Source organism: Bradyrhizobium sp. 26S5 (genome assembly GCF_036923295.1).
GTDB classification, from domain to species: domain Bacteria; phylum Pseudomonadota; class Alphaproteobacteria; order Rhizobiales; family Xanthobacteraceae; genus Bradyrhizobium; species Bradyrhizobium septentrionale.
Genome location: NZ_CP145948.1, coordinates 3,784,204 through 3,809,359, shown reverse-complemented (window position 1 = coordinate 3,809,359; position 25,156 = coordinate 3,784,204). Strand labels below are relative to the sequence as shown.

Annotated in this window: 24 protein-coding genes; 10 read left to right on the top strand and 14 right to left on the bottom strand. The window is 64.0% G+C overall.

Features of this window, described 5'->3' with window-relative positions; translation table 11 throughout:
• Positions 1-71: 71 nt before the first annotated feature.
• The 7 genes from V5279_RS17420 to V5279_RS17390 are packed head-to-tail and all read left to right on the top strand — an operon-like array spanning position 72 to position 7,866.
• Positions 72-2,234, top strand: coding sequence for an indolepyruvate ferredoxin oxidoreductase subunit alpha (locus V5279_RS17420; RefSeq protein ID WP_338699369.1), 2,163 nt, complete (start codon positions 72-74; stop codon positions 2,232-2,234).
• A complete protein-coding gene (locus V5279_RS17415; protein WP_338699367.1) occupies positions 2,231-3,775 on the top strand; it encodes an indolepyruvate oxidoreductase subunit beta family protein in 1,545 nt (514 codons plus the stop codon). The genes V5279_RS17420 and V5279_RS17415 overlap by 4 nt, the downstream gene beginning before the upstream one ends.
• 2 nt (positions 3,776-3,777) lie before the next feature.
• Positions 3,778-4,740, top strand: a complete 963-nt coding sequence (locus V5279_RS17410) for a PDR/VanB family oxidoreductase (RefSeq protein ID WP_338699365.1) — start codon at positions 3,778-3,780, stop codon at positions 4,738-4,740.
• Between the two features lie 11 nt (positions 4,741-4,751).
• Positions 4,752-6,065 (top strand): aromatic ring-hydroxylating dioxygenase subunit alpha, encoded by a 1,314-nt coding sequence (locus V5279_RS17405; protein ID WP_338699363.1) that lies wholly within the window; start codon positions 4,752-4,754, stop codon positions 6,063-6,065.
• A 28-nt stretch (positions 6,066-6,093) separates the two neighbouring features.
• The gene (locus V5279_RS17400) at positions 6,094-6,579 is read left to right on the top strand and encodes an aromatic-ring-hydroxylating dioxygenase subunit beta (protein WP_338699361.1); all 486 of its coding nucleotides are present in this window, start codon (positions 6,094-6,096) and stop codon (positions 6,577-6,579) included.
• Positions 6,580-6,591: 12 nt separating this feature from the next.
• Positions 6,592-7,320 (top strand): SDR family NAD(P)-dependent oxidoreductase, encoded by a 729-nt coding sequence (locus V5279_RS17395; RefSeq protein ID WP_414645726.1) that lies wholly within the window; start codon positions 6,592-6,594, stop codon positions 7,318-7,320.
• Between the two features lie 18 nt (positions 7,321-7,338).
• Positions 7,339-7,866, top strand: a complete 528-nt coding sequence (locus V5279_RS17390) for a MarR family winged helix-turn-helix transcriptional regulator (RefSeq protein ID WP_338699357.1) — start codon at positions 7,339-7,341, stop codon at positions 7,864-7,866.
• Between the two features lie 67 nt (positions 7,867-7,933).
• Here the strand turns inward: V5279_RS17390 and V5279_RS17385 are convergent, their stop codons facing one another.
• The 8 genes from V5279_RS17385 to V5279_RS17350 form a co-directional block, all read right to left on the bottom strand.
• Entirely contained in the window at positions 7,934-9,568 is a 1,635-nt protein-coding gene (locus tag V5279_RS17385; RefSeq protein WP_338699355.1) for a choline dehydrogenase, read from the bottom strand.
• A 49-nt stretch (positions 9,569-9,617) separates the two neighbouring features.
• Positions 9,618-10,727, bottom strand: a complete 1,110-nt coding sequence (locus V5279_RS17380; RefSeq protein ID WP_338699353.1) for a sn-glycerol-3-phosphate ABC transporter ATP-binding protein UgpC — start codon at positions 10,725-10,727, stop codon at positions 9,618-9,620.
• A gap of 15 nt (positions 10,728-10,742) precedes the next feature.
• Entirely contained in the window at positions 10,743-11,546 is an 804-nt protein-coding gene (locus V5279_RS17375; RefSeq protein ID WP_338699351.1) for an HAD hydrolase family protein, read from the bottom strand.
• The gene (locus V5279_RS17370) at positions 11,543-13,072 is read right to left on the bottom strand and encodes an FGGY-family carbohydrate kinase (protein ID WP_338699349.1); all 1,530 of its coding nucleotides are present in this window, start codon (positions 13,070-13,072) and stop codon (positions 11,543-11,545) included. The genes V5279_RS17375 and V5279_RS17370 overlap by 4 nt, the downstream gene beginning before the upstream one ends.
• Before the next feature lie 169 nt (positions 13,073-13,241).
• Entirely contained in the window at positions 13,242-14,768 is a 1,527-nt protein-coding gene (locus V5279_RS17365) for an ABC transporter substrate-binding protein (protein WP_338699347.1), read from the bottom strand.
• Between the two features lie 48 nt (positions 14,769-14,816).
• Positions 14,817-15,707: a carbohydrate ABC transporter permease gene (locus V5279_RS17360; RefSeq protein ID WP_338699345.1), complete on the bottom strand. Its 891-nt coding sequence runs from the start codon at positions 15,705-15,707 to the stop codon at positions 14,817-14,819.
• On the bottom strand, positions 15,707-16,648 hold the full coding sequence (locus V5279_RS17355; RefSeq protein ID WP_084518305.1) for a carbohydrate ABC transporter permease: 942 nt from the start codon (positions 16,646-16,648) through the stop codon (positions 15,707-15,709). Before V5279_RS17355 ends, V5279_RS17360 begins: the two co-directional genes overlap by 1 nt.
• A 66-nt stretch (positions 16,649-16,714) precedes the next feature.
• Positions 16,715-17,752: a sugar-binding transcriptional regulator gene (locus tag V5279_RS17350; protein ID WP_338699340.1), complete on the bottom strand. Its 1,038-nt coding sequence runs from the start codon at positions 17,750-17,752 to the stop codon at positions 16,715-16,717.
• A 141-nt stretch (positions 17,753-17,893) separates the two neighbouring features.
• Here V5279_RS17350 and V5279_RS17345 point away from each other — a divergent pair, with 141 nt between their 5' ends.
• Genes V5279_RS17345 through V5279_RS17335 form a run of 3 tightly spaced genes read left to right on the top strand, consistent with a single transcriptional unit; the run spans position 17,894 to position 20,668 of the window.
• Positions 17,894-19,213, top strand: coding sequence for an iron-containing alcohol dehydrogenase (locus tag V5279_RS17345; RefSeq protein WP_338699338.1), 1,320 nt, complete (start codon positions 17,894-17,896; stop codon positions 19,211-19,213).
• Positions 19,214-19,229: 16 nt separating this feature from the next.
• Positions 19,230-19,955, top strand: a complete 726-nt coding sequence (locus V5279_RS17340; protein ID WP_338699336.1) for an SDR family oxidoreductase — start codon at positions 19,230-19,232, stop codon at positions 19,953-19,955.
• Between the two features lie 32 nt (positions 19,956-19,987).
• Entirely contained in the window at positions 19,988-20,668 is a 681-nt protein-coding gene (locus V5279_RS17335; RefSeq protein WP_338699334.1) for a class II aldolase/adducin family protein, read from the top strand.
• Positions 20,669-20,747: 79 nt separating this feature from the next.
• On the opposite strand, the gene dhaK is transcribed toward V5279_RS17335, so the two are convergent.
• From dhaK to dhaL, 6 genes are read right to left on the bottom strand one after another with little or no spacing between them, the layout of a single operon-like run.
• Positions 20,748-21,731, bottom strand: coding sequence for a dihydroxyacetone kinase subunit DhaK (gene dhaK / locus V5279_RS17330; protein ID WP_338699332.1), 984 nt, complete (start codon positions 21,729-21,731; stop codon positions 20,748-20,750).
• A gap of 37 nt (positions 21,732-21,768) precedes the next feature.
• On the bottom strand, positions 21,769-22,191 hold the full coding sequence (locus V5279_RS17325) for a hypothetical protein (RefSeq protein WP_338699330.1): 423 nt from the start codon (positions 22,189-22,191) through the stop codon (positions 21,769-21,771).
• The gene (gene ptsP, locus V5279_RS17320; RefSeq protein ID WP_338701244.1) at positions 22,184-23,803 is read right to left on the bottom strand and encodes a phosphoenolpyruvate--protein phosphotransferase; all 1,620 of its coding nucleotides are present in this window, start codon (positions 23,801-23,803) and stop codon (positions 22,184-22,186) included. Before ptsP ends, V5279_RS17325 begins: the two co-directional genes overlap by 8 nt.
• A 1-nt stretch (position 23,804) precedes the next feature.
• Complete coding sequence (locus V5279_RS17315) at positions 23,805-24,107, bottom strand: HPr family phosphocarrier protein (RefSeq protein WP_338699328.1); 303 nt, start codon at positions 24,105-24,107, stop codon at positions 23,805-23,807.
• 31 nt (positions 24,108-24,138) lie between these two features.
• Positions 24,139-24,531, bottom strand: a complete 393-nt coding sequence (gene dhaM / locus V5279_RS17310) for a dihydroxyacetone kinase phosphoryl donor subunit DhaM (protein ID WP_338699326.1) — start codon at positions 24,529-24,531, stop codon at positions 24,139-24,141.
• Positions 24,528-25,151: a dihydroxyacetone kinase subunit DhaL gene (dhaL, locus tag V5279_RS17305; RefSeq protein WP_338699324.1), complete on the bottom strand. Its 624-nt coding sequence runs from the start codon at positions 25,149-25,151 to the stop codon at positions 24,528-24,530. The genes dhaM and dhaL overlap by 4 nt, the downstream gene beginning before the upstream one ends.
• Positions 25,152-25,156 lie beyond the last annotated feature (5 nt).

Sequence of the window (25,156 nt, the reverse complement as noted above, 5' to 3'; positions counted from 1 at the left end):
CATGATTTTTGTTTGATGCCTAAACTATATTCGGTCGTGCGGGATACCGCGGAAGGCCCGAGGAGACGAGCATGGCAGAACGCTCTTTCGCGCGCGAGGTCGAGGACCTCAAGCTCGGTGCCGGCCAGGAGTTCCGCGGCGAAGGCATCCTCGCCATCACCAAGGCCCTGCTCGAATGCGGCGTCAGCTATGTCGCGGGCTACCAGGGTGCGCCGATCTCGCATCTGATGGACGTGCTGTCGGACGCACAGGATATCCTGTCCGACCTCGGCGTGCATTTCGAATCCAGCGCCAGTGAAGCCACTGCAGCAGCGACGCTTGCCGCCTCGGTGGTGTATCCCCTGCGCGGTGCAGTCACCTTCAAGGCGCCGGTCGGGATCAATGTCGCGTCCGACGCTCTCGCCAATCTCTCTTCGGGCGGCGTGACCGGCGGCGCGCTCATCATCATCGGCGAGGATTACGGCGAAGGCTCCTCCATCATGCAGGAGCGTTCACACGCCTTTGCGATGAAATCGCAGCTCTGGCTGGTCGATCCGCGGCCCGACGTGGCTTCGATCGTCAAGGCGGTGCGGGATTCCTTCGATCTGTCCGAGGCGTCGAACACACCCGTGATGCTGGAGGTGCGGATTCGCGCCTGCCACGTCCATGGCCGCTTCGCCACCCGCGACAATGTCCGCCCGACCTTCCCGCTGTCCCGCGCGCTCGAGCAGCCGTCCCGCGATACCAACCGCATCGTGCTGCCGCCGGCCTCCTACCTGCACGAGAAGGAGAAGATCGAGAAGCGCTGGCCCGCGGCGGTCGAATTCATCCAGGCCCGCGGCATGAACGAGACGTTCAATGGCGATATCGATGACATCGGCATCATCATGCAAGGCGGTATGTATAACGGCGTGATCACGGCGCTGCGCGAGGCCGGGCTGGCGGATGTCTGGGGCGAAACGCGGGTGCCGCTCTATGTGATGAACGTGACCTACCCGATCGTCGACCGCGAGGTGATCGACTTCTGTCGCGGCAAGAAGGCCGTGCTGATGGTCGAGGAAGGCCAGCCCGAATTCATCGAGCAGGCGCTGCACAAGATCCTCCGCAATGCGGATATTCCAGCCAAACTGCATGGCAAGGACTTGCTGCCGATGGCTGGCGAATACACCGCGCAGGTGATGGGCCAGGCGATCGGCGCCTTCATCCGCCGCTGGCGCCCGGACGTGCTGCCGGATGCCGCACGCGCACCGAACATCGATCGGGTCGAGGTCGACGACAAGATCCGCGCGCTGGCAGATGTGGTCCCGCCGCGGCCGCCGGGCTTCTGCACCGGCTGCCCGGAGCGGCCGATTTTTTCCGCGATGAAGCTGGTGGAAAAGGAGCTCGGCCCACATCATGTCGCCGCCGATATCGGCTGCCACCTGTTTTCGATTTTGCCGCCGTTCAACATCGGGGCCACCACGATGGGCTACGGGCTCGGACCGGCGTCGGCCTCGGCCTTCAATGTTCCCGCGGGGAAGCGCTCGATCTCGATGATGGGCGACGGCGGCTTCTGGCATAACGGGCTGAGCAGCGGGATCGGCAACGCCGTCTTCAACCAGCATGATGGCGTGATCGTCGTGGTCGACAACTACTACTCCGCCGCAACCGGCGGCCAGGACATCCCGTCCTCGCGCGCCGACAACCGTTCGCGCTCGACCAAGCATCCGATCGTCGAGGCGGTGAAGGGTGTCGGCGCCAAATGGGTACGCCAGATCGACCGCACCTACGACGTGACGCGGATGCGCGATACGCTGCGCGAGGCCCTGACCACGGAGGAGAAAGGGCCGAAGATCATCGTCGCCTCGTCCGAATGCATGCTGAACAAGCAGCGGCGCGTAAGGCCGCTGGCGGCCGCAGCCGCCAAACGCGGCGAGCGCATCGTGCGCGAGCGCTTCGGCGTCGATGAGGACGTTTGTTCCGGTGACCACGCCTGTATCCGTCTGTCCGGCTGTCCGTCGCTGTCGGTGAAGCCGACCGACGACCCGCTGAAGGATAATCCGGTCGCCGCCGTCGACAACTCCTGCGTCGGCTGCGGCCATTGCGGCGAAGTCGCGGACGCTGCCGTGTTGTGTCCCTCGTTCTATCGCGCCGACATCGTCTCCAATCCGACCGCGTCCGAAGTGCGGTTCGATCGGCTCTGGCGGCGGCTGATCGGCACCTTACAGCGCTGGCGGGCGGGACGGCGGGTGATGTTCGAGCAGGAGGCGGTATGAACGTCTCGGTCGCCCCCCTCGCAGTCGGCCTCAGCCAGGCACGCCCGATCAGCGTCGCGGTGCTCGCGATGGGCGGCCAGGGCGGCGGTGTCCTGGTCGACTGGATCGTTGCGCTCGCCGAGCGGCGCGGCTGGTATGCGCAATCGACCTCGGTACCCGGCGTCGCCCAGCGCACCGGTGCCACGATCTATTATATCGAGATGATCGCGCCCGACGCGAGCAGGCCAGACCGCCATCCCGTGCTGTCGCTGATGCCGGCGCCCGGCAAAGTCGACATCGTGATCGGCGCCGAATTGATGGAAGCCGGCCGCGCGATCCTGCGCGGACTGGTCTCGCCCGACCGCACGCTTCTGATCGGCTCCTCGCACCGCTCGCTCGCGGTGATCGAGAAGACCGCGCCCGGCGACGGCACCGCCGACGCCTCGCAGGTCTACGACGCCGCCAATGTCGCCGCCAACCGCTTCATCGCATTCGACATGGCCGAGATTGCAGATGCCACCGCCAGCGCGGTCTCCGCGGTGCTGTTCGGCGCACTGGCGGGCTCCGCCGCCCTGCCCTTCACGACCGAGGATTTTGAAGAAACGATCCGGGCCGCGGGTGTCGGCGTCGATGCCAGCCTGCGCGCGTTTGCCGCCGGCCAGGAGCGCGCAGCCGCCGAGCTCAAACAGGATCCAAAGACCAAGCCAGCGGCAAAGCCGCCGCTCGCCAAACGATTTCCGAAGCTCGAGCCGATCGGCCACGCCGGCTACGACGCGCTGGTCGCACGTGCCCAGCTATTGCCCGCCGAAGTGCACGGCATTGTCGCCGCCGGCCTGCAACGCGTGGTCGACTATCAGGATGTGGCTTATGGCGGCGAGTATCTCGATCGGCTGGAAGCCATGCCGCGCGGTGCCACCGGCCTGCTGCAGGCTTTCGCAAAGTATCTCGCGGTTGCGATGGCCTATGACGACGTCATCCGCGTGGCCGATCTCAAGACCCGCGCAGGACGATTCAAGCGGTTGCGCCGCGAGGTGCGCGCCGCTGACGACCAGGTTCTCGCCATCACCGAGTTCTTCCATCCGCGGATCGAGGAGATGGCAGGGCTGTTGCCGCCGCGGCTCGGCGCGAAGGTTGAGCGGAGCGAACGACTTGCTGGATTGATCGACCGTGGACGCAAGCTGCGCACAACCGCGCCGGCGTCCTTTCTACTGCTGTACTGCCTTGCCGGCCTGCGTCGCTTCCGCCGCGGCAATCTGCGGCATTCCCGCGAGACGCGCCATCTCGACGGCTGGGCGCAGCGCGTCCAGAAATTCGCAGCACACGATGTCGGGCTCGCGACCGCCGTGTGCGAAGCGCGCCGTCTCGTCGGCGGCTATTCGGACACCCATACCCGCGGTGAATCGAAATTCGACAAGGTCATGCGTGCCGCCGATCGCCTAGCTGGCCGGCCCGACGCTGCCGAATGGGTGCAGCGGCTGACCAAGGTCGCGCTCAGGGATGCCGAAGGCGCCGAACTCGACGGCGCGTTGCGCACCGTCGAGACGCTGTTCGAGGACGCCTGAGGATGGACCAATTCGAAGTGGTGGTGTCGAAGACCGAAGCGCTCACGCCGCGCATCCGCGAGTTCGTGCTTGCGCGCGCCAATGGCGCGCCGATGCCGGGCTGGGCCGCCGGCGCCCATATCGACGTCCATCTGCCCGATGTCGGCCGGCGCTCCTATTCACTGATCGAGACCAATTCGCCGCGCGCGGCCGAGCATCCGACCAGCTACCGCATTGCCGTCCTGCAGGAAAGCAAGAGCCACGGCGGCTCGCTGCAGATGCATGGTCTCAAGGCCGGTGATCGGCTGACGATCTCGCCTCCGGCAAACAATTTTGCTCTCGCCTCCGGCGCCGGCGAAGTGGTCCTTGTCGCAGGCGGCATCGGCGTCACGCCACTGCTCACCATGGCCTGCGAGCTGAGCGCGACGCAACGGCCATTCTCGTTCTATTACGCCGGCCGCAGCCGCAGCGAGCTTGCGTTCTCCGACGAAATTCAGCGCCTCGCCTCCGCCAACGCAATCATCCACGCCGACGACGAAGCCGGCCGGTTCTTCGATCTCGAAGGCCTGATGACCCGGCTCGCACCCGATGTACCGCTCTACCTCTGCGGCCCTCTGCCGATGATCGAAGCAGCGATCGCGCTGGCGAAACAGCTGGATTGGCCGCCGGGCCGGCTGCATTTCGAAATATTTGCCGCGCCCGAGGAAAAGTCCGGCAACAGCAGTTTTGAGGTCGAGCTGAAAAGCAGCGGTCGCGTCTACGAGATTCCCGCAGGCAAGACCATCCTGGATGTGCTGCTCGAGGCCGGTGAAGACCCATTGCATGACTGCAAGCGCGGCGATTGCGGAATCTGCCAGACCGCGGTGGTCGAGGGCGTCCCCGACCATCGCGATTACATCCTGAGCGACGCCGAGAAGGCGTCGAACAAGGTGATGCAGATCTGTATTTCGCGCGCCAAGACCAAGCGACTCGTGCTCGATCTGTGATGGAGGAACGCATGCCCCGATACGCCGGCAACTCCGCGGCGATCCGTGCCCTGGTCCGTGACCAGGAGGTTCACCGCGATGTCTATGTCAGCGAGGAGGTGTTCCAGCTCGAGATGGAGCACATGTTCCCGAACAGCTGGGTCTATGTCGGCCACGACAGCCAGGTGCCCAATCCGGGCGACTATTACGGAACCACGATCGGCACCCAGCCGGTCCTGCTGGTCCGTCACACCGACGGCACGGTCCGGGTGCTGCACAATCGTTGTCCCCACAAGGGCACGCGCATCACGTCCGAGACCTGCGGCAATACCGGAAAGTTCTTCCGCTGCCCCTACCATGCCTGGAGCTTCAAGACCGACGGCTCGCTGCTCGCGATCCCCCTGAAGAAGGGTTACGAGGACACCGGCTTCGAACAGAGCGAGGCCGCGCGCGGCATGACGCCGGTGCGCCACGTCCGCAACTACCGTGGCTTCGTGTTTGCCAAGATCAATGACGGCGGGCTCGACTTCGAGGCGTTCTTCGGCGACAGCCTGTCGAGCTTCGACAACATGATCGACCGCTCGCCGGCCGGTCAGCTCAAGGTCGCCGGCGGTGTGCTGCGCTACATGCACAATTGCAATTGGAAGATGCTGGTCGAGAACCAGACCGACACCTGCCATCCCATGGTGGCGCACGAGTCCTCCGCCGGAACCGTGGTCGAAGTCTGGAAAAAAGCCCCTCCCGGCACGAAAAAGCCGATGGCGGTCGAGATCATCGCCCCGTTCATGAGCCCATATGAGTTCTTCGAGAACATGGGCATCCGAATCTGGGACAATGGCCACGGTCACACCGGCGTGCACCATTCGATCCATTCGGACTATTCGGCAGTACCTGGGTATTTCGAGAAGATGACGGCGACCTATGGCGAGGACCGCGCCAAGGCGATCCTGGGCGAGAACCGGCACAACACGGTTTATTTCCCCAACATCATGATCAAGGGGCCGATCCAGCTGTTACGGCAATTCAAGCCGATCGCGGCCAACAAGACGCTGGTCGAGTCCTGGACGTTCCAGCTGGTCGACGCGCCCGACATGCTGCTCGAGCGCACGCTGATGTACAACCGTCTCATCAATGCACCGACCTCCATCGTCGGCCACGACGACCTCGAAATGTATGAACGCGCGCAGGAAGGCCTGCATTCGAACGGCAATGAGTGGGTCAATCTGCAGCGTCTCTACAGCCCCGACGAAGCCGGACAGACCAATGTGGCGATCAACGGGACCAGCGAATGGCCGATGCGCCACCAGTTCCGGGCCTGGACCAAGTTCATGACGATGGGGATGTGACATGAGCATGGTAGCCGAGGTCCCTCTCATGAGTGCCGCTCCCACCGATCAGGAGTTGATCGACTTCGTGGTCCGCGAGGCCCGGTTGATCGATCAGCAGCGCTTTGACGAGTGGCTCGATCTGTACGCCGATGACGCCTTCTACTGGATGCCGCTGGAATGGAATCAGACCGATCCGCGGCTGACCTGCTCGCTGATGTACGAGGACAAGCTGCTGCTGTCGATCCGGGTCGAGCGGCTCAAGGGCGCGCGGACCTTCAGCCAGAAGCCCAAGAGCCGCTGCCATCACGTGCTGCAGACCCCGCAGGTCGATTCACGTGATGTCGCTGCCAACAGCTACGTCACCTGGACCCCGATGCACTATGTCGAGACCCGCCATGACGAGCAGACGCTCTATGCGGCCTGGGCCACGCATCGTCTGAGCGTCGAGAACGGCCGGCTGAAGATCAAGCTCAAGCGGGTCGACCTGATCAATTGCGATGCTGCCTTCGGCAACATCCAGCTCTTCATGTAGGGAACGATGAGCGTGGCCAACTACACGGCAATCGTAAGCGGTGGCAATACCGGCATCGGCGCCGCGATCGCGCGAGGCCTCCTCGCCGACGGCTACGACGTGATCTCGCTGTCGCGGCGAAAGCCCGACTGGAGCCATCCGAGGCTCGCCTCATACGAGGTCGATCTGCTCGATGGGGTGGCGACACGCCAGGTGGCCGCTGACATCGCCGCGAAGGTTGCGATCACCCATGTCGTTCACAATGCGGGCGCGATCCGCGCCAAGCTGCTGGAAGAGGTCGAGGACGAGGACGTCGGCGCCTTGGCGCAGCTGCATTTCGGCGCCGGAATTGCGCTGGCGCAGGCAGCACTGCCGAGCATGAAGCAGGCGCGCTTCGGCCGCATCGTGCTGCTGTCGTCCCGCGCCGCGCTTGGGGCTGCCACCCGCACGGTCTATTCGGCCACCAAGGCCGGTATCATCGGCATGGCGCGGACATGGGCGCTGGAGCTCGCGCCGTTCGGGATTACGGTCAATGTCGTGGCACCGGGCCCAATCGCGGACACTGAAATGTTCGAGAGCGTGATGTCGCCGGAATCCGAACGCGCGAAAGCGCTGGCGCGGTCGATTCCTCTCGGCCGCCTCGGCAAGTCCACCGATGTTGCGCGCGCGGTCAGTTTCTTTAGTTCGCCGGATGCAGACTTCATCACCGGGCAGACGCTTTACGTCTGTGGCGGAGCCAGCATCGGGTCCCTTTCCATCTAGGTTCGGTGAGACGCAGCAATGGATGCCACGACCAAACGGAAGGTCAGATCCCCGAAGAGTGCGCGCCCGCCACCGCTGCAGCCGGTCGGGCCGGCACACGAGTCCGACGGCGCGCATCTCGAGCTGCGCATCTGGCTACGGCTGCTCTCCTGCGCGACCCGGATCGAAAAAACCCTGAATGCCCGGCTGCGCAAGGAGTTCAACACCACGCTGGCCCGCTTCGACCTTTTGGCGCAGCTCGAGCGCAAACCTGGAGGTGCGACCATGTCTGAGGTTTCGCAGCTCTTGATGGTTTCGAACGGCGCCATCACCGCGCTGGTGCAGAAGCTGGAAGCCGACGGCTTGATCCATCGCGAGGTCGATTCCGAAGATCGCCGTACCTTCCGCTTGCGTCTGTCGCAGGAGGGCGCAAGGGAATTCGGCCGGATGGCGCGGCGGCATGAGGAATGGGTGATCGCCTTGATCGGGGAGCTCTCGCCCGTCGCGCAATCGGACCTGCTGCAACACCTGACCCTGCTCAAGCGCCGCCTGGACAAGCACACCTGACGCGGACGCCACAAGCGATCGCCAATCTAACCGGGCCTGACGGCAACTTCCGTCACACGGTTGTCGGTTACACGCTGACGTGCCGACTGTCCGTTTCCACGGGACTTGCTGCGAGAGCCTGGCGGTCAAGGATGAAGTCAGCCCCCTTCTCCGCAATCATGATCGTTGGCGCGTTGGTGTTTCCCGAGACCAATCGCGGCATGACGGACGCATCGATGACCCGCAGTCCTTCAACGCCGCGAACACGAAGACGATCGTCGACAACGGCCAGCGGATCCGACCCCATTTTGCATGTGCCGACCGGGTGATAGATGGTTTCGGAGGTTTGCCGGACGTAGCGGTCGATGTCCGCGTCCGACGCCGCGCCAGAACCCGGCGCATATTCTTGTCCGCGATAGGGATCGAACGCCTTCTGGGCGATGATCTCCCGGCCGATCCGGATGCCGTCGCGCATGTTGCGTACATCCTCCGGCGCTTCCAGATAATTCGGCTGAATCGAGGGATGCTGCAACGGATCGGCCGATTTGATCATGATGCTGCCGCGGCTCTCTGGGCGCGCGATGTTGAAGTAAGCCATGAAGCCGTGCTCATTCGTGATCTTGCGGCCATGATCGCTGTACATCAGCAGAACGAAGAAAAACTGCAGGTCGGGCGCGATGAGATCGGGTTTCGATTTGAGGAACGCCATCGCTTCCAGGCCGTGCGACGTCGCGGGGCCCGTTTTGGTCAGCACGTACTGGATGAAGGCCTTGGTGGCTCCCAATGGCTTGGTGTGCTTGAGAAACGAGATCGGCTGGGTGCACCGCTGCTTCACGCCGCAGGCAATATGATCCTGCAGGTTCTGCCCGACCCCCTTGAGCTCGTGGACGACCTTTATGCCGAGCGACCGCAGATGGTCGCCATCGCCGATTCCCGACAATTGGAGCAGTTGCGGCGAGTTGATCGCGCCCCCCGCCAGGATTACCTCACGTTCGGCCCTTAAGGTGTGTACCTGACCATTCCTGATGTACTCGACGCCAACGGCGCGCCCGCCCTCTACGAGCACGCGTGAGCCGAGCGCTTTTGTGATCACCTTGAGATTGGGGCGGTTGAGAACCGGATGCAGGTAGCAGCGGGCCGCACTGGCGCGTTGATTGTCGGCGATCGTGCTGTCGACCGGGCCGAAGCCCTCGAGTTCGGCGCCGTTGAAATCATCCGTCGCGCGGAAACCCGCTTGCTTGCCCGCTTCAAACCACGCCTTGGTCAGCGGATGGGTTATTTCCGGCAGCCGGCTCGTCCGCAACGGACCGTCGCCGCCGTGATAATCGTCGGCGCCGGCCTGCCGCCCTTCCGACCGAATGAAGTATGGCAGGCAATCGCTGTAGGACCAGCCGCGATTGCCGAGCTGAGCCCACAAGTCGTAGTCGGAGGCATGGCCCCGGATATAGACCATCCCGTTGATGGAGCTCGATCCCCCTAGCACCTTCCCGCGCGGCCAAAACAGCACGCGGTTGTCCAGGTGCGGCTGCGGATCCGTATGGTAATGCCAGTCGACACTCCCGGACTTCATCAGGGCGAGATAGCCCGCCGGCATGTGGATGAAGGGATTGGTGTCCTTGCCGCCGGCCTCGAGCAGCACGACGTCAGTCTTCGGATCTGCCGACAAACGGTTTGCCAACACGCATCCGGCCGATCCCGCGCCGACGATGACGTAGTCCACCATCTTTTCCTCCGTCTTCTTGTCTGGACAGATTGGAGTCCGATCGCCCGATCTAGGCGCGCATCAGCGGGCGCGGCCTGACCTCGGCCGGGCCGTTGATGACCTTGCCCGTCTCGGGTTCGAAAAGGCGAACCCTGTCGAGGGCGGGCACCAAACTGATCTCGTCGCCCGGCGACAATTCAATGCGCTCCTGCGTGATGGAGCAGACTTCCTGCGCGCCGACCTCGGCATAGATGTGAATTTCAGGGCCCGTCGGCTCGACGACGGAGACCTTGGCAGGAAAGCCTGCACTGCCAGCGCCTGGCCGCAGATGCTCGGGCCGGATGCCGTATTTGACGATCTGACCGGCACTGACATTTGCATCCGAGGGCAAGGGTAGCGTCACGCCGTTGGCGCGCAGCACCGGGCGTCCCGCCTCGGCGGCGACCTCGCCGGTCAGGACATTCATCGCCGGCGATCCGATGAACTCGGCGACGAACAGATTTGCGGGATGGTCATAGATCTCCAACGGCTTGCCGATCTGCTCGATATCGCCGTCGCGCAACACCACGATCGTATCGGCCATCGTCATGGCCTCGATCTGGTCATGGGTCACATAGATGGTGGTGGTGGCAAGCTTGTGATGCAGTTCCTTGATCTCGGTTCGCATCTGCACGCGCAGCTTCGCGTCGAGATTCGACAGCGGCTCATCGAACAGGAATACAGCTGGATCGCGCACGATGGCGCGACCCATCGCGACGCGCTGACGTTGGCCGCCGGACAGCTGCTTCGGCTGGCGGTCGAGATAGGGCGTCAAGTTGAGGATCGAAGCGGCCCACTCCACCTTGCGCCTGATTTCGGCCTTCGGAACCTTCTTGAGCTGCATCGAAAACGCCATGTTGTCGAACACGCTCAGATGGGCATAGAGCGCGTAGTTCTGGAACACCATCGCGATGTCGCGATCCTTGGGATGCAGATCGTTGACCAGGACGTTGCCGATGCTGATCTGGCCCGATGTAATCGGCTCGAGCCCGGCGACCATCCGCAGCAATGTCGACTTCCCGCAACCGGAAGGTCCCAGAAGCACGACGAATTCGCCGTTGGCTATCGAGAGATCGATGCCGTGCAGCACCTCGAACTTGCCGTAGGACTTGCGCACATTGCTGATGGTGACCGATGCCATGGCTGGTTCTTCTCCCTACGCGCCCATCCTCGCCGACAAGATCTGTTCCACGATTTCGACAAACCCCTCGCCGCCGCGCTTGCTGGCGATGAAGGCCGGCGTTGCGGGCATCTCTCCTTCGAAATCCCGTACGTTCGCAACGCCGCAGGCGTAGGGGAAGAAGCCGAACATTGGCGCATCGTTCGGACTGTCGCCGCAGAACACGATGCGGTCCCTCGCCGCGTCGAGATCGAGCCCCAGCCTTTCGCGCAGAAAGATCCGGGTCATGGCCAGCTTGTCGTAGCTGCCGAACCATCCGTTGACGTGGATCGAGGAGACCTTGGCGATCCCGCCCGCGCTTTCGAACAGCCCGACGATCCTGTCGACCGCGGCGCGCGGCAGTGGCGGCACGTCCTCGCAGACATCGATCGCAAGGTCCGCCTCACGGTAGAGCTGATCGGCCGAGATCGCAGCGCCGGGCACTTCGGAAAGAATTCGCTCGCCGAGCGCCAGCAACCTGCGCCGATTGGCGGCGCGCTCGGGCTCGCTTGCGATAAATTTGCGAACCATCTTCCGCGCCACCGGATCGTGTCGGAAATAGAACGCGCCGTTTTCGCCGATCACGCCGTCGACCGGCCAGAACCGCGCAATCATGTCGCACCAGCCGGCCGGCCGGCCGGTGACGGGAACGACGGCGAGGCCGGCGCCCTGGAGCTTTTCCAGCGCGGCATAGGAAGCCGCAGGGAGCTGGCCGTCGGTGGTCAGCGTATCGTCAATGTCGGTCAGGATGCAGACGATGCGGCGAGCGGTCTCCGCAGGAAAGCTTGCGATGGGCTTCACGACGGTGTGCCCTCCGCAAACGACGCAAGCCGGGCGTTCCAGTCAAGCAGCCGCGGCCAGAGGTCGGCATGGATGGTGCGCAATTCGGCGTAGCGTGCCACATTCTCCGGTTCAGGCCGGAATGTCCGTGCCGGCGGCCTCGTCATCGCCGCGGCGGCCTCGGCGATGGTGCCGTACCAGCCGGCGCCCTTGGCCGCGGCGATCGCCGAGCCGAGCGATGAGGCTTCGCGCGCGGTCGAGCGCGCAACGGGGCGGCCCGCGGCATCGGCCAAAATCTGCAGCCAGAGATCGCTGTCCGAACCGCCGCCAATCGCCGAGAACTGTCCGATCTCGCCGCCGGTCGCCGACGCGATCTTCTCGGCCTGAGCGGCAACCTCCAGCGCGATGCCTTCGAGCAAGGCACGATAGATCGCACCGCGCCGGGTCGAGCCCGACAATCCGGCGATCACGCCGCGCGCATAGGGATCCCAATAGGGGGTCATGCAACCGAGCCAGTAAGGCAGCACCACGACGCCGCCCGCGCCGATTGGACAGCTCGCTGCTTCGGCTTCGAGCGCCTTGAAGACACTCAGTTGCGCCGTCGCATCGATCCCGAACATCTCGCGCGCCATCCAGTCGACCAGGAACGTGCCGGTGCGGATGCACTGCTCGTAGATGTAGCCGTCGTCGCACACCGCCTTCTCGGTGCGGAAGGCGCGATCATAGGCATAGTTGCGACCGTAGCTTCCCGAGACCACCGCCGTCCCGAGATTGATGTAGGCGCTGCCCGGAGACGTGACGCCGGCGCCGGTGCTGGCGCACTGGCCGTCGCCACCGCCGGCAACGACCGGCGTTCCAGCCGACAGGCCGGTGAATGCCGCGGCCGCATGCGTGACCTCCCCCATCCGCGCGCCCGGCGGCATCAGCGCCGGCAGCTTCTCGATAGCAATGCCGGCGGCATCGAGGATCTCCGCGGACCAGACGTTGCGCGTCATATCGAGCAGCCCGGTCGGATCGGCCGAGGCCGTCGATGTCCGCCATCGACCAGTCAGGCAATGCGTCAGATAGCCGTGGACTTCGGCAAAGCGCGCGGCGCGCGCGAAGATCTCCGGCTCGTGCTCCGCCATCCAGATGATGCGGTAGAGGCAGGGCAGTACATCAAGGGGCTTGCCGGAAATGGCATGAACGCGCTCGGCTCCGAACGATTTGCCGAAGCGCACAACCTGCGGCCGCGCCCGTTCGTCGAGCCAGGTCATGCCGGGCCTGATTGCGGTCCCCTCCTCGGTGAACGCACTGAAGGTTTCGCGTTGATTGGAAATCGCAACTGCAGCAATCCGTTCGGCACCGACCTGGTCGGTGATGCTGCGCAAGGCAGCCGCGGTCGAATCCCACCACTCGTCCGGGTTCTGTTCGAAATATCCCGGCTGCGGATTGGCAAGGCCGATCGCCTTGCGCCCTTCGGCCACGGCACGTCCGCTGCGATCCCAGGCGATTGCCTTTGTCGCCGAGGTCGAACTGTCGATGCCGATCACCAGATCTCTGGACATGCCATCTCAATTCAATTGACGCGGAGGCGACCACGGCCGCCTCCGCAAAGTCTAGCTCCGCGGGACCCAGAGCATTCCGGTTCTGATTGAATCAGAACCGGAGCTCTGGATCGTTGTTTTGACGCGTCTTCTTCACACCAACCGGGTGTCCGCATCGCTCGAAAGCGCTCTAGAGCAGACCGGCATCCTTAACCTGGGCGTCGATCTGCTTCGCGAGCGCGTCCATGCACTTCTTGGGATCGCCACCATAGGCCTGGCCCGTCAGCAGCTTGCCGAGTTCGGTTGGAATCTCGTTGGTCGACAGACCCGCCCACAACGCCATGTGCGGCTCGGTCGCCATCGCATTGTCGATCACCCACTTCACAGTCTCCAGATGCCGCGTGGTGCCCGCGCCGACCTTGGCCTTGGCCTTGACGCGCGGATCGGCAAATGAGGAGTTGCGCATCGGTGCGAAGCCGCCAAGCAGCGTGCAGCGTGTCATGATCTCCTTGCAGCAACCCCACTGCATGAAGATCCACGCGGCCTCCTTGTTCTTGGAGTATTTCGACAGCGAGATGCACGAGCCGCCCTGATGGCCGAGGTTCGGCTGCTCGTTGAAGCCGGCCTCGGAGGCCGGGCGCAGCTTCTTGGCGGTCAGCGGCTTGGCAGGCTCCCACAGACCCTTGACCTTGGAATCGTCGGCATCCAGGCCCGGGAAAAACTCATCCCAGCTCTGCGCCAGCGCGATCTGGCCCGAATGCATCATCTCGAACTGGCCGTCCCAGGTCGATGCTGTCGAATTCGGCGGCGAGACCTTCAACAGGTCCTGGTACCATTTCAGGCCGGCAATGCCCTGCTCGTCGTTACCGGAGAATTTCTTGTTCTTGTTGAAGATCGAGCCGCCATGGCCCCACACCGCCTGGCTCCAGTCGCACTCCAGCGAATAGTGCCCGGATTTGGCCTGCAGGCCGGTTCCGAAGATGCCGTTGCCCTTCTCGGCCTCGGTGATTTGCCTGGCGGCGGCGAGGTAGTCTTCGTAGGTGGTCGGCACCGCGATCTTGTGCTTCTCCAGGATGTCCTTGCGGTACATCAGGGTGAAGATCGGGATGTCGAAGGGAATGCCCATCCATTGTCCGTCGACCTGGGCGACATTCTTGACGAGCGGCTTGGAGAAATCGTCCCAATCGAAATCGGGCATCGCCAGTTCCGGCTTGTCCTTGTAGTAGGCCACCGGATCGATGCAATCGGGCTGGAACATCGAGATCCAGGATTGATCGAGGTAGTAGAGGTCGTAGGAACCGAGCTGGCCCTGCACGTCCTGCGTCGCCTTGGCGAGCACCTGCTCCAGCGGCACGATCTCGACCTCGACCTCGATACCGGTCGGATCGGTGAACTCCTTCTTGATCTGGTTGAGGATCACCGAGGGCGGCGTCGATTCCGTCGAATAACGGATCTTGGCGCCCTTGAACTTGCTGCCGACCTCCTTCAGCCATTTGGCCTGGTTGTCCGGCAGGCCGTCGGCATAGGCCGGGGTGCCGAGCAGACTGCCCTTGCGCAGGCCGCGCGGGTTACCGAGCATGCCGAGGCTGAAGGCCGAGAATCCGACACCGGCCAGTCCCAGCTTGCGCAGAAATTCGCGTTTCGAGATTTGCCCGTTGGTATAGGCGTTCGCGGTGTCGACAATGAACGTCTGCTGGTCGAATTTCTTGAAACTCATTGCACTCCTCCCGATGTTTTGTTGACTTTCTGGTCTCGGTCCGCGCGCCTACTCCTTGAGAGACCCGAGGGTCAGGCCGCGGACAAGCTGCTTCTGGACGAGCAAGATGAAGATGAAGCTCGGGATCACGGCTGTCGTGCCGAGAGCCGCGATGAATCCCCATTCCGAGCCTGTCGAGGTGACGAAGGTCGTGATCCTGACCGGCAATGTTCGTATCGAATTGGTCAGGAACAGCGACATCAGGAATTCCGTCCACGAGAAGATGAAACAGAGGACGGCGGTGGCTGCGACGCCGCCTTTGACCATCGGCAGGACGACGCGCCAGAAGATCTGCAATCGCGTGGCGCCATCGATCATGGCGGCCTCATCGACGTCGACGGGAACGTCATCGTAGAATGACTTCATCAGCAGCACGGCGATCGGCAAGTTGATCAGCGTATCCACGATGATCAGGCCAAGCCGGGTGTCGAGCAGCGACAGATAGTGGAACATGAAGACGACCGGCACGATGATTGCGATCGGCGGCATGAAGCGCTGCGACAGGATCCAGTTCAGATAGGCGTGCCGCCAGCGAAAGCGCATCCGCGACAATGCGTACGCCGCAATGACCGCCAGCAGCAGCGTCAGCGCGGTGGCTCCCACCGCGATGATCAGCGAGTCGATGATGGTTTGGCGACTGTCATACGAACTCGCACCCCCGACCCCGAACGTGTTGCCGGAATCGATGGCCAGTTCGGCCCGTGATTTGCCGAGCATCGTGACGGCGTAGTTGACCAGCGTCGGCTTGAAATTGAACCAGACGATCTCGTCCTTGTTGAAGATCGCCGAGGTGGGCTTGAACGACGTCAGCGCCCACCAGAACAGCGGAAACATGAACATGCCGACCACGAGCACGGCGGCCACATCGCGCAAACGCTTCTGGAGGAATGTTTCCTGCATCAGAACCGCACCTTGAACAGCTTGATGAAGATGCTTGAGGTGACGATCACCAGCAGCAGCGTGAACAGCGAGATCGTCGAGGCGTAGGGAAAGTCGGCGTTCTTGAAATAGATGGTGCCGGCGTACGACGTCAGCGTCTCGGTCGAGGTGCCGGGCCCGCTGTCCGTCATCACCTTCACGTAGTCGTAGATCCGGAACAGGTCGACGCCGCGGATCAGGACGGCCAACGCGATGATCCTGGAGAGCATCGGCAAGGTCAGGCGGAAGAAGGCCTGACTCGCCGTCGCTCCGTCGATGGCGGCAGCCTCGAACGGTTCCTTCGGCAAGGCGCGCAGCCCGGCGAGCATGATCAACACCATGAACGGCGTCCACTGCCAGATATCGGCCAGCAGGACGCCGGCCAGTGCAGAACCACTGGAGGCGAGAATCGGATGTTGCGGCGACCACAGCCCCAGCGAAACGAGGCCCGTGCTCAATACGCCGAACGATCCGTCCAGCATCAGGAGGAACATCATGCCGGTGACGGCAGGCGGCACCACCAGCGGCAGCGTCATCAGCGCGCGCAGCAGCCCATACCCCCTGCGGTCGCTGTCGAGCAGCAATGCGATGGCAAGGCCAAGGCCCAGTTCGATCAGCAGGGCGCTGATCGTGTACAGATAGGTGTGACCGATCGCGCCCCATACCCGTTCATCGGCGAACAGCTTTCCCCAGTTCCAGGTCGGGTTGAAGACGTTCAGGCGGGTGACCGGGTTGCGCTTGAAGAACGTCAGCCACAGCGCATAGAGCAGCGGATAGACCCCGAACGCCAGGATCAACGCGGTGATCGGCGCCAGCCAGGGGAACGGATGTTCCGAGGTCAGAAATCGCGGCCAAACCCGGCGACGCTCCGTGCCGGACACCGGCACGTCGACGGCCAGACTTGGCACCTGCTGCGAAACCATTGACGTTTCCTCGCGCATCGCTTTTTTCTCGGCGCCGGGCTCTGCGGCCCGGTTCGCTGTGTTGGATCAGGGCCGGCGTGATACTCCGGCTCGGTGAGATCGAGCCGCACGCGGCACCAGCGTTCTCGCCGTTGCCACGTCGGTCACCAAAATCGTCGCGTAGTTGTTGTTGAGCGCCGCGTAGACCGCGTCGATCTTGTCGGTGCCGCCGGCAATGCAGATTCGTTCCGGCACCTTGGCAATCTCGTCGAGCGTGAGGCCGATCATCTGATTGTCGAGCGCTCCGAGGATCGGCTTGCCGTCCCGGTCGATGAAACGTCCGCTCACCACACCGACCGCACCGCGCGCGAGGTATGGCTCGATCTTCTCGGGCGTCATGTATCCGCTGCGCATCGCGGTACCCGCGTCATCCACACTGCCGACGCCGAACAGCACCTTGTTGCTCGAGTGGATGATCTTGAAGGTCTCGACCAACGCCGGCTCCTGCATGAACAGGCGCTTGATCTGCGCGGTCGAGACGATGCCGGGGGCGTGCAGATTGACGCATCGCGCGCCAAGCTTGTTGGCGATGTTGGAGGTGCACAGTTCCGGCGAAAATTCCGTCGTCCCGATCGAGCAGCCGGTGATCTGGGTGACGGTCACACCCGGCAGCTTCATCTCGGGCAGCGCGGCCGACAAGGCCTGCACCGTGCGGCCCCAGGAAACGCCGAGCACATCGTCGGGCTGCAACCGCTCGATCAGCAATCGCGCGGCGGCCATGCCGATCCGCTCGTGCACCGGCAGCCGGCCTCCATCATCAGGCACGACGAGGCAGTTGGACAAGCCGTAAGCGTCGGCCACTTCGCGTGCGAGACCGATGGTCTGCAAGTGCCGTGACGAGACCGCGATAGTGACGATGTTTCGGTCGCGGGCCTCCTGCAGGAAGTTCACCACCGACGCGCGCGAGACGCCGAGTTGATCAGCGACCTCCTCCTGCGTCATGCCCTCCTCGTAGTAAAGCCAGGCAGCCCACACGACGGGATCACTGTCGAACTCTGCAGGAATCGACAACGCCCGGCGCTTGATGCGCGGCGGCGTCACTTTGCGTTGCAGCGTCCTGGTCATCGGCGATCCCGGCCTCGGCGTCAGTCACACAAAATGCACATCGAGTTGACAATTGTCAATTGGCTCGATTAATTGCCAATTAGTTTTGTCGAATGTCACGATCGGTGCTGCGGCGCCGAAGCGTTGTGCGGGATTTTGTCGATGTCGAAGCCGAACTGGACCGCGCTGATCGACGATTTAGTGGCTGGTCGCTGGACCAATCCGCTGACCGGCGCCCGCGTGAAAGTGCCCTACGATTCCATCGTGATTGAAGACAGCCTCGAGGGCCGCGAGGCCGAGCTGGTTGCGTCCCTGAAGCTGGGGCACAGCCTTGCTCTGGTCGCCGATCAGGCGACCTACGACGCGTTGGGCGCGCGGATTGCAAGGGCACTGCGCGAGATCGGTCCCGTCGAGGCTGTTGTTCTCGACCGTCCGCACGCCGACATGGCCGAGGTTCGCAATCTGACCGAGAGACTGCGCGGATTCGATTCCGTCGTTGCCGTCGGCTCAGGTACCGTCAACGACCTCTGCAAGTACGTCACCGGTCTCGACGGGCGGCGCTATTGCGTGTTCGCAACCGCCGCTTCGATGAACGGATATACCTCCTCCACCGCCTCGCTCACCCTCGACAGCGGCTTGAAGGTGTCGCTGCCTTCGCACACACCTGCCGGCTTTTTCGTCGATCTCAAGGTGTCCGCCGCGGCGCCGGCCTATCTCGCCGCCTCCGGTTTCGCCGACTGCCTCGCCCGCTCGGTCGCTCAAAGCGACTGGTGGATGTCGCACCGGCTGTTGGGCACGGCGTATTTTCATGAGCCTTACACGATCCAGGCCGTCGACGAGATCGAGCTCAACAAGCGCGCCTCGAACCTGCCCAAGGGCGATATCGAGGCGATGGGTTATCTCTATCGGGTGCTAACCCTGTGCGGACTGGGCATCTCGTTCACCGGCATCTCGCACCATGGTTCGATGGGTGAACACCAGATCTCGCATTACATCGATTGCTTCGCGGGAGCGCGGCATCCAGGCAGCCTGCACGGCCAGCAAGTCGGCATCGCGTCGCTGAGCATGGCGCGCCTGCAGCAGCACATGCTTGCCAGCAATCAGCCGCCTTCCGTTCACGCCACCCCCATCGACGCCGCCGGCATGGCCCGCCGCTTTGGCGATGAAGTCGCATCGCAATGCCTGGCGGAGCTGAAGAAAAAGGCTTTCGATCGCGACGGCGCCATCGCGTTCAACCGCAAGCTCGACGACACGTGGCCTGACTTGCGGCGCGAGCTCGCCGGGTTCGCAATCCCGGTCGGCGAGATGAAGCGACTGCTGTCGGCTGCGGGCGGCGCCACGACGGCGACCGAACTGGCTGTGCCCGTCGACCTCTACCGCGAGGCCATCGTGCATTGCCGCGAGATGCGCAACCGCTTTTCGTTCCTCGACATTGCCGCAGACGCCGGGACGCTGGAGGCGTTTGCGCAGGGCGAACTTTGAGAGGGAGGCCTGTGACATGACCGCAAAGCCGCTTGTCGCCGTGACCGGGGCGAGCTCCGGCATCGGAGAAGCGACCGCCCGCGCCTTCTCCGCGGCCGGCCACCCCGTGCTGCTGATGGCCCGCCGGATCGAACGGCTGGAAGCCATGGGTCTGCCCAATTCGGTCTGCCGCAAGGTGGACGTGCGCGATCGCGCGATGCTGGCCGCGGCGGTGCGAGACGCCGAAGCAAGATTCGGCCCCGTGGATATGATGTTCGCCAACGCCGGCATCGCAAGGCTAGGTGACATCGGCAGGCAGGACCCCGCCGATTGGGACGAAATGATCGCCATCAACGTCAACGGTGTCATGAACAGCGTACATGCCGTCATGACGGGCATGATGGAGCGTCGCCACGGTACGCTCGTCATGATGAGTTCGATCGCCGGACGCAAGGTCTATCCCGATCACACGGTCTATTGCGGGACCAAATATTTCGTCCACGGCGTCTCCGAGAGCCTTCGCGAATATCTGTCCGCCTACGATGTTCGCGTGATCGTCATTTCACCGGGAATCATCGAGACCGAGGTCCTGGATGGCGTGAAGGATCCGGTGACACGTGCCAGCTATGACGCAAACAAGGCGGCGATCGGCGGCGGCATCGGGGCCGAGCACGTCGGCGATCTGATCCTCGACGCCTACAACCTTCCGCAAAAGGCGTTGGTGCAGGAAATCTGCATCACGCCGACTCGACAAAAATACTGAGCGCTCTCCGCGCCGACCTTCAGGAGCCGACCATGACCGACAGCGAACTTCAGTTGCGTGAGGCGATCATCGCGAAATGCCGCTGGATGAATGCCACGGGGCTGAACCAGGGCACGTCCGGAAATATCTCCGCCCGCCACGGTAACACCATGTTGATTTCACCGTCGGCAACGCCTTACGACCTGCTCACGCCCGATACGATCGCGGCAATGCCGATCGAAGGCGAATACGGATCATGGCGGGGCCCGCTCAAGCCCTCCACCGAATGGCGCTTCCATCTCGACATCATGAAAGCACGACCCGACGTCGGAGGCATCGTCCATACCCATGCGACCTATTCCACCGTGCTGGCGATCGCGCGCAAGGAGATCCCGGCATGCCACTACATGATGGCGGCCTTTGGCGGCATGAACGTGCGTGTTGCCGACTATGCCAGGTTCGGCACCAAGGAACTGTCCGAGCATGCGCTGAACGCGCTTGAGAATCGCACCGCCTGCCTGCTGGCCAATCACGGAATGATCGCCACGGGGACATCACTGGACAAGGCGATGTGGCTGGCGGTCGAACTCGAGACCATCGCCCGGCAGTATTATCTCTCCCTGGCGATCGGTGGACCGGTATTGCTGAGCGAGGCCGACATCAGCGAAACCGCCGCTGCATTTGGCAGCTATGGCGTGCAGGATCCGCCGGTCAAGGCGAACGCAACACCGTAATCGGAACGGCGGAAAATCACTCCAATCCGGATGATGCGCTACCCACGAATGATCGCGTGCCGCGCCAAGGTGACGGCGGTTACCATCTCAACGCAGCCGTGCGCACGGGGGCGTCCCAGAGCACGGCCGTTTCGGCATCGAGCAGGCTCACGGTGAGCGAGCAACCCGCCATGTCCAGCGAGGTGACGTAACTGCCAACCAGCGAACGGGCGATGCGCAGGCCACGACTTTCGAGCATCCGGCGGGCCGCGTTGTACATCAAATAGAGCTCGATCGTGGGCGTGCCGCCGAAACCGTTGACGAGCAGCAGCGCCTCGGCCCCGGCACGCGCGCCGAGATCCTCCGCAATGGCCGTCGTCATCTCGGCGGCAATCGTATCAGCCGCTGCCAGCTTGACGCGGCGACGTCCGGGCTCGCCGTGAATGCCGACCCCCATCTCCATCTCGTCTTCGCCCAGTGCAAAGGTCGGCGTGCCCGCAGCCGGGACGGTGCAGCTCGTCAGCGCAACGCCCATCGAGCGCGTCTGCGCGTTGACGCGCTCGCCGAGCGCGACACAGGCTGCCAGATCGGCACCCCTCTCGGCGGCAGCACCAACGATCTTCTCGACGATCAGTGTGCCGGCAACACCGCGGCGCCCGATGCTGTAGGTCGACTTCTCGACCGCGACGTCGTCGTCGGTCACGATGGTCGCGATGCGGCCCTCGGCGATTTCGGCCGCCATTTCGAAGTTCATGCGGTCGCCGGCATAGTTCTTGACGATGAAGAGGACACCGGCGTCGCCCGCGACCGCCTGGGCCGCCTCGACGATCTGGTCCGGTGTCGGCGAGGTGAACACCTGCCCGGGACAGGCGGCGTCGAGCATGCCGTAGCCGACAAAGCCCGCATGCAGCGGCTCATGTCCGCTGCCGCCCCCCGACACCAGCGCGACTTTCTTCGGGTTCAGCTCGCGGCGCCGCACGAATTTCCGCTCGGCGCCGAGCATGACGAGGTCGGCATGCGCGCTCGCAAAGCCGTCGAGGCTTTCGGCGAGAACGTTGTCGACCGCATTGATGAACTTCTTCATTGTTTCCTCCCCGCTTCGTCCGTTCGGCGTTTCTCGCCTATTTTTCCCGCATGATGGCAATCAGCCGCCGCGTGAACTCCTGCAGCAGTGCGTCGAGCTCGGCGTTGCGCTTGGCGCTGCCGAGATCCGGCATATGCAGCGTCAGCGCCCGCTCGTGCGAACCTTCGCTCAACCGGCCGACGCGACGCGGATGTGCGCGCGCATAGGCGCGAAGGAAGGCCGTCTTCGCCTGCGGCGGAAAATGGCAGACATCGAAGATCGTGTTGAGATGCTGCACCGGTATCGGCACCGGATAGGCTGGATTGCTGATCTGGCTGACGAAGCTGCGGTTCTTCCCCATGGCATGGGCCAGCCGGAGCCGCATGCCGGAGGGACGGCTCTCCAGCACCTCCTTGAAGATGCGCTTGTAGACCGCAACCGCACCGGCTTCGGGCGCATCATCGGCCGCCGTATCAGCCAAGGGTACCTCCACCGCTCAGCCGGTCGATGGTCTGCTTGATCTGCGCCAGCGCCGATGCGTTGACGGAGAGTTCGCGCAGACCGCAATTCAAAAGGGCGGGCAGACAGCGCGGATCGCCCGCCATGTCGCCGCACAGGCTGACGCTGATCGCGGCGCGCCGCCCATGCTCCGCGGTCCGCGCGATCAGTTCGAGCACTGCGGGATGCAGCGGGTCCATCAGGGGGGCGAGAGCTCCGTTGGAACGATCGCAGGCCAGGACATATTGCGCGAGATCGTTCGAGCCGATCGAGAAGAAGGACGCCTTGAAGCTCGCAATCGCGAGGGCCGCCGCCGGAACCTCGACCATGATTCCGAGCTCGGGAAGCGTTGCGGCAATGCCGGCCGCCTGCAAGCGCTGCACGACATCGGCGAACAGCTTCCGCCCCGCCTCGAGCTCGTCCGCCGACGTGACCATCGGGAACATGACCTTGAGATTGGCGCGCACCGCGGCCCGCGCCAGCGCGCGAAGCTGAACCGCAAAGATCTCGGGCCGGGCAAGGCACAGCCGCAGGCCGCGCACCCCGAGGAACGGATTGGCTTCGCCGTCCAGCGTGAAGCCCGGCACCGGCTTGTCGCCGCCTGCATCGAAGGTACGGATGGTGACGGGCCGCTGGCCGGCCCAACGCACCACCTCGTCATAGGCCTGGAATTGGGTCTCCTCGTCCGGCAGATCGCTCCGCCCGGCGAGCAGGAACTCGGTGCGCATCAGGCCGATGCCGTCGGCATATTGCGCGTCGGCATGCTCGAGATCCTCGACGCGCTGGATGTTGATGAGGAGCTTGATGTGCTCGCCGCGCCACGAGGCCGTCGGCCGCCGCAGGATCGCGCGCGCGGATGCCCTGCTCTTGCGATGGCTGTCGCGCCGCTTCTCGAAGGTACGGACCTGCTCGACGCTGGGATCGAGCTCCAGCGTCGCGCCTTCGCCGTCGAGCAGCGCCGTGGTGCCGGTATCCGGAATGGCGCCGAGCTGCACCACCATCGGGATGCCGCGCGCCCGCGCCAGCATCGCGACATGGCTGGTCGGGCTGCCGCGCAACAGCGCCAGGCCGCCGCCGCCGGACCAGTCAATCTCAAGGAATCGCGATGGCGGCAGATCGTCGGCACAGACCACGCCCCCGCTCGGGATCTTCAGCGGCTGGTCCTGGTCGCCACGCAGAATGTGGATCACCCGGTCGCGCAAATCCGCGAGATCAGAGGAACGCGCCTTCAGATAGTCGTCCGGTGCGGAATTGTAGTCGGCGATGTGGGCGTCGAGCGTCGAGCGCCATGCGATATCGGCGGGACGTCCCTCGCCGATCGAGCCGAAGATCGCCTCGATCAAATCCTCATCCTCCAGCAGCGCGACCTGGAATTCGAGGATCTGCGCGGCTTCGCCGCCGGCGCTGGCGGCAAGATCGGCGATCTGCCCGCTCGCGACGTCGATCGCATTGCGCAGCGCCAGCGCCTCCTCGACCAGCGTGCCGGCCACTCGCTCGCCGGCCGCGCCCGCGTCGACACGGATCAACGGGCCGTGGGCAAAGCCGATCGAGGCGGTCCTGCCGCGGTAGGCCAGCCCTGCAGCGCCGCCCTGCATGCTACGGTGCTCCATCCGGGAAATCGCTTGCGATCAGATCGACCAGCGCGGCGACCGCAGCCTCGGCATCGCTGCCGGAGGCCTTGATCTCGATCGTGCTGCCGTGTGCCGCGCGCATCGCCATGATCTTGGCCACGCTCTTGGCATTGATCCATTCCGGCGCGTCCGCGACCCGCACGGAGATCTGGGCCTGGAACTTCTTGGCGAGCTTGGTCAGCTTGACCGCGGGGCGCGCGTGCATGCCGACCGCATGCACCAGCCGCACATTGCCGGTGAAGATCTGTTCGTCCGCTTTATCAAGCATGCTCATCATCCATCATCACTTCGCCGACGCCTCAGTCGGCAGAGAGTTCCTCGGCCACGGCCTTGACCTGGGCCAGCGAGCTTCCGCCCGCGGCTTCCGTCGCCGCCATCACGGCGCCCTCGACGATCGGCGCGTTGCAGACGACAACGAGATCGCGCCGCGCCGGCTCCAACATCTCGACCGCCATTTCGCTGTTGGTCTCGGCGCCGCCGAGGTCGACAAGCACGGCAACGCCTTTCGACGACCAGGCGTCGTTGATGGCGTCGATGATCAGCGGCACGCTGGTGCCGAGACCGCCATCGGGATTGCCGCCGCAGAAGGCGACCTTGACCTCGCTGCCGACCATCTGCCGCACCATGTCGGCAGTTCCCTTGGCGATGTCCCGCGAGTGCGAGACGATCACGATCCCCACGGTGTCGGTCATTGCCGTGCCTCCAGGCCGGAGCACACCGCGTGCACAAGAACACAGCTCGACCGCGCCCCTGGATCGACATGGCCGACGCTGCGCGCGCCGAGGAACGACGCCCGCCCCTTGGTGGCCAGCATCGGCGCGGTGCGCTCGACCGCTTCAGCCGCGGTGCTGCGTACCCGCGCGATCAGATCGGGCTGGCCGACGCCCGTTTTCAGCGTCTCCAGCACCGGAACCAGCACATCCAGCATCGTCTTCTCGCCGGCCTGCGAGCGGCCGCGCGCGCTTACAGCGTTCACGCCGCTGCCGAACACGTCGGCGAGATCATCAGGCAGGTGCTTGTCGTGCGACAACGCCTCGCCCGCGGCGAGAAAGAAGCTGCCATAGAGCGGGCCGGAGGCGCCGCCAACCGTCATGACCAGGGTCTTGCCGATCGTCTTGAACGCCTCGTCGAGCGGCTGCGCCGAGATGGCATCGAGCTTGCCGAGCACGGCTTCGAAGCCGCGCTTCATGTTGGTCCCGTGGTCGCCGTCGCCGATCGCCTGGTCCAGGCTCGTGAGCTCCGGCGCGCTGGCGATGACTTGCTCGGCGGCGGCCTTAAGCAGCGACTTGAACGTCTCGGGTTGCACCGACATTGATC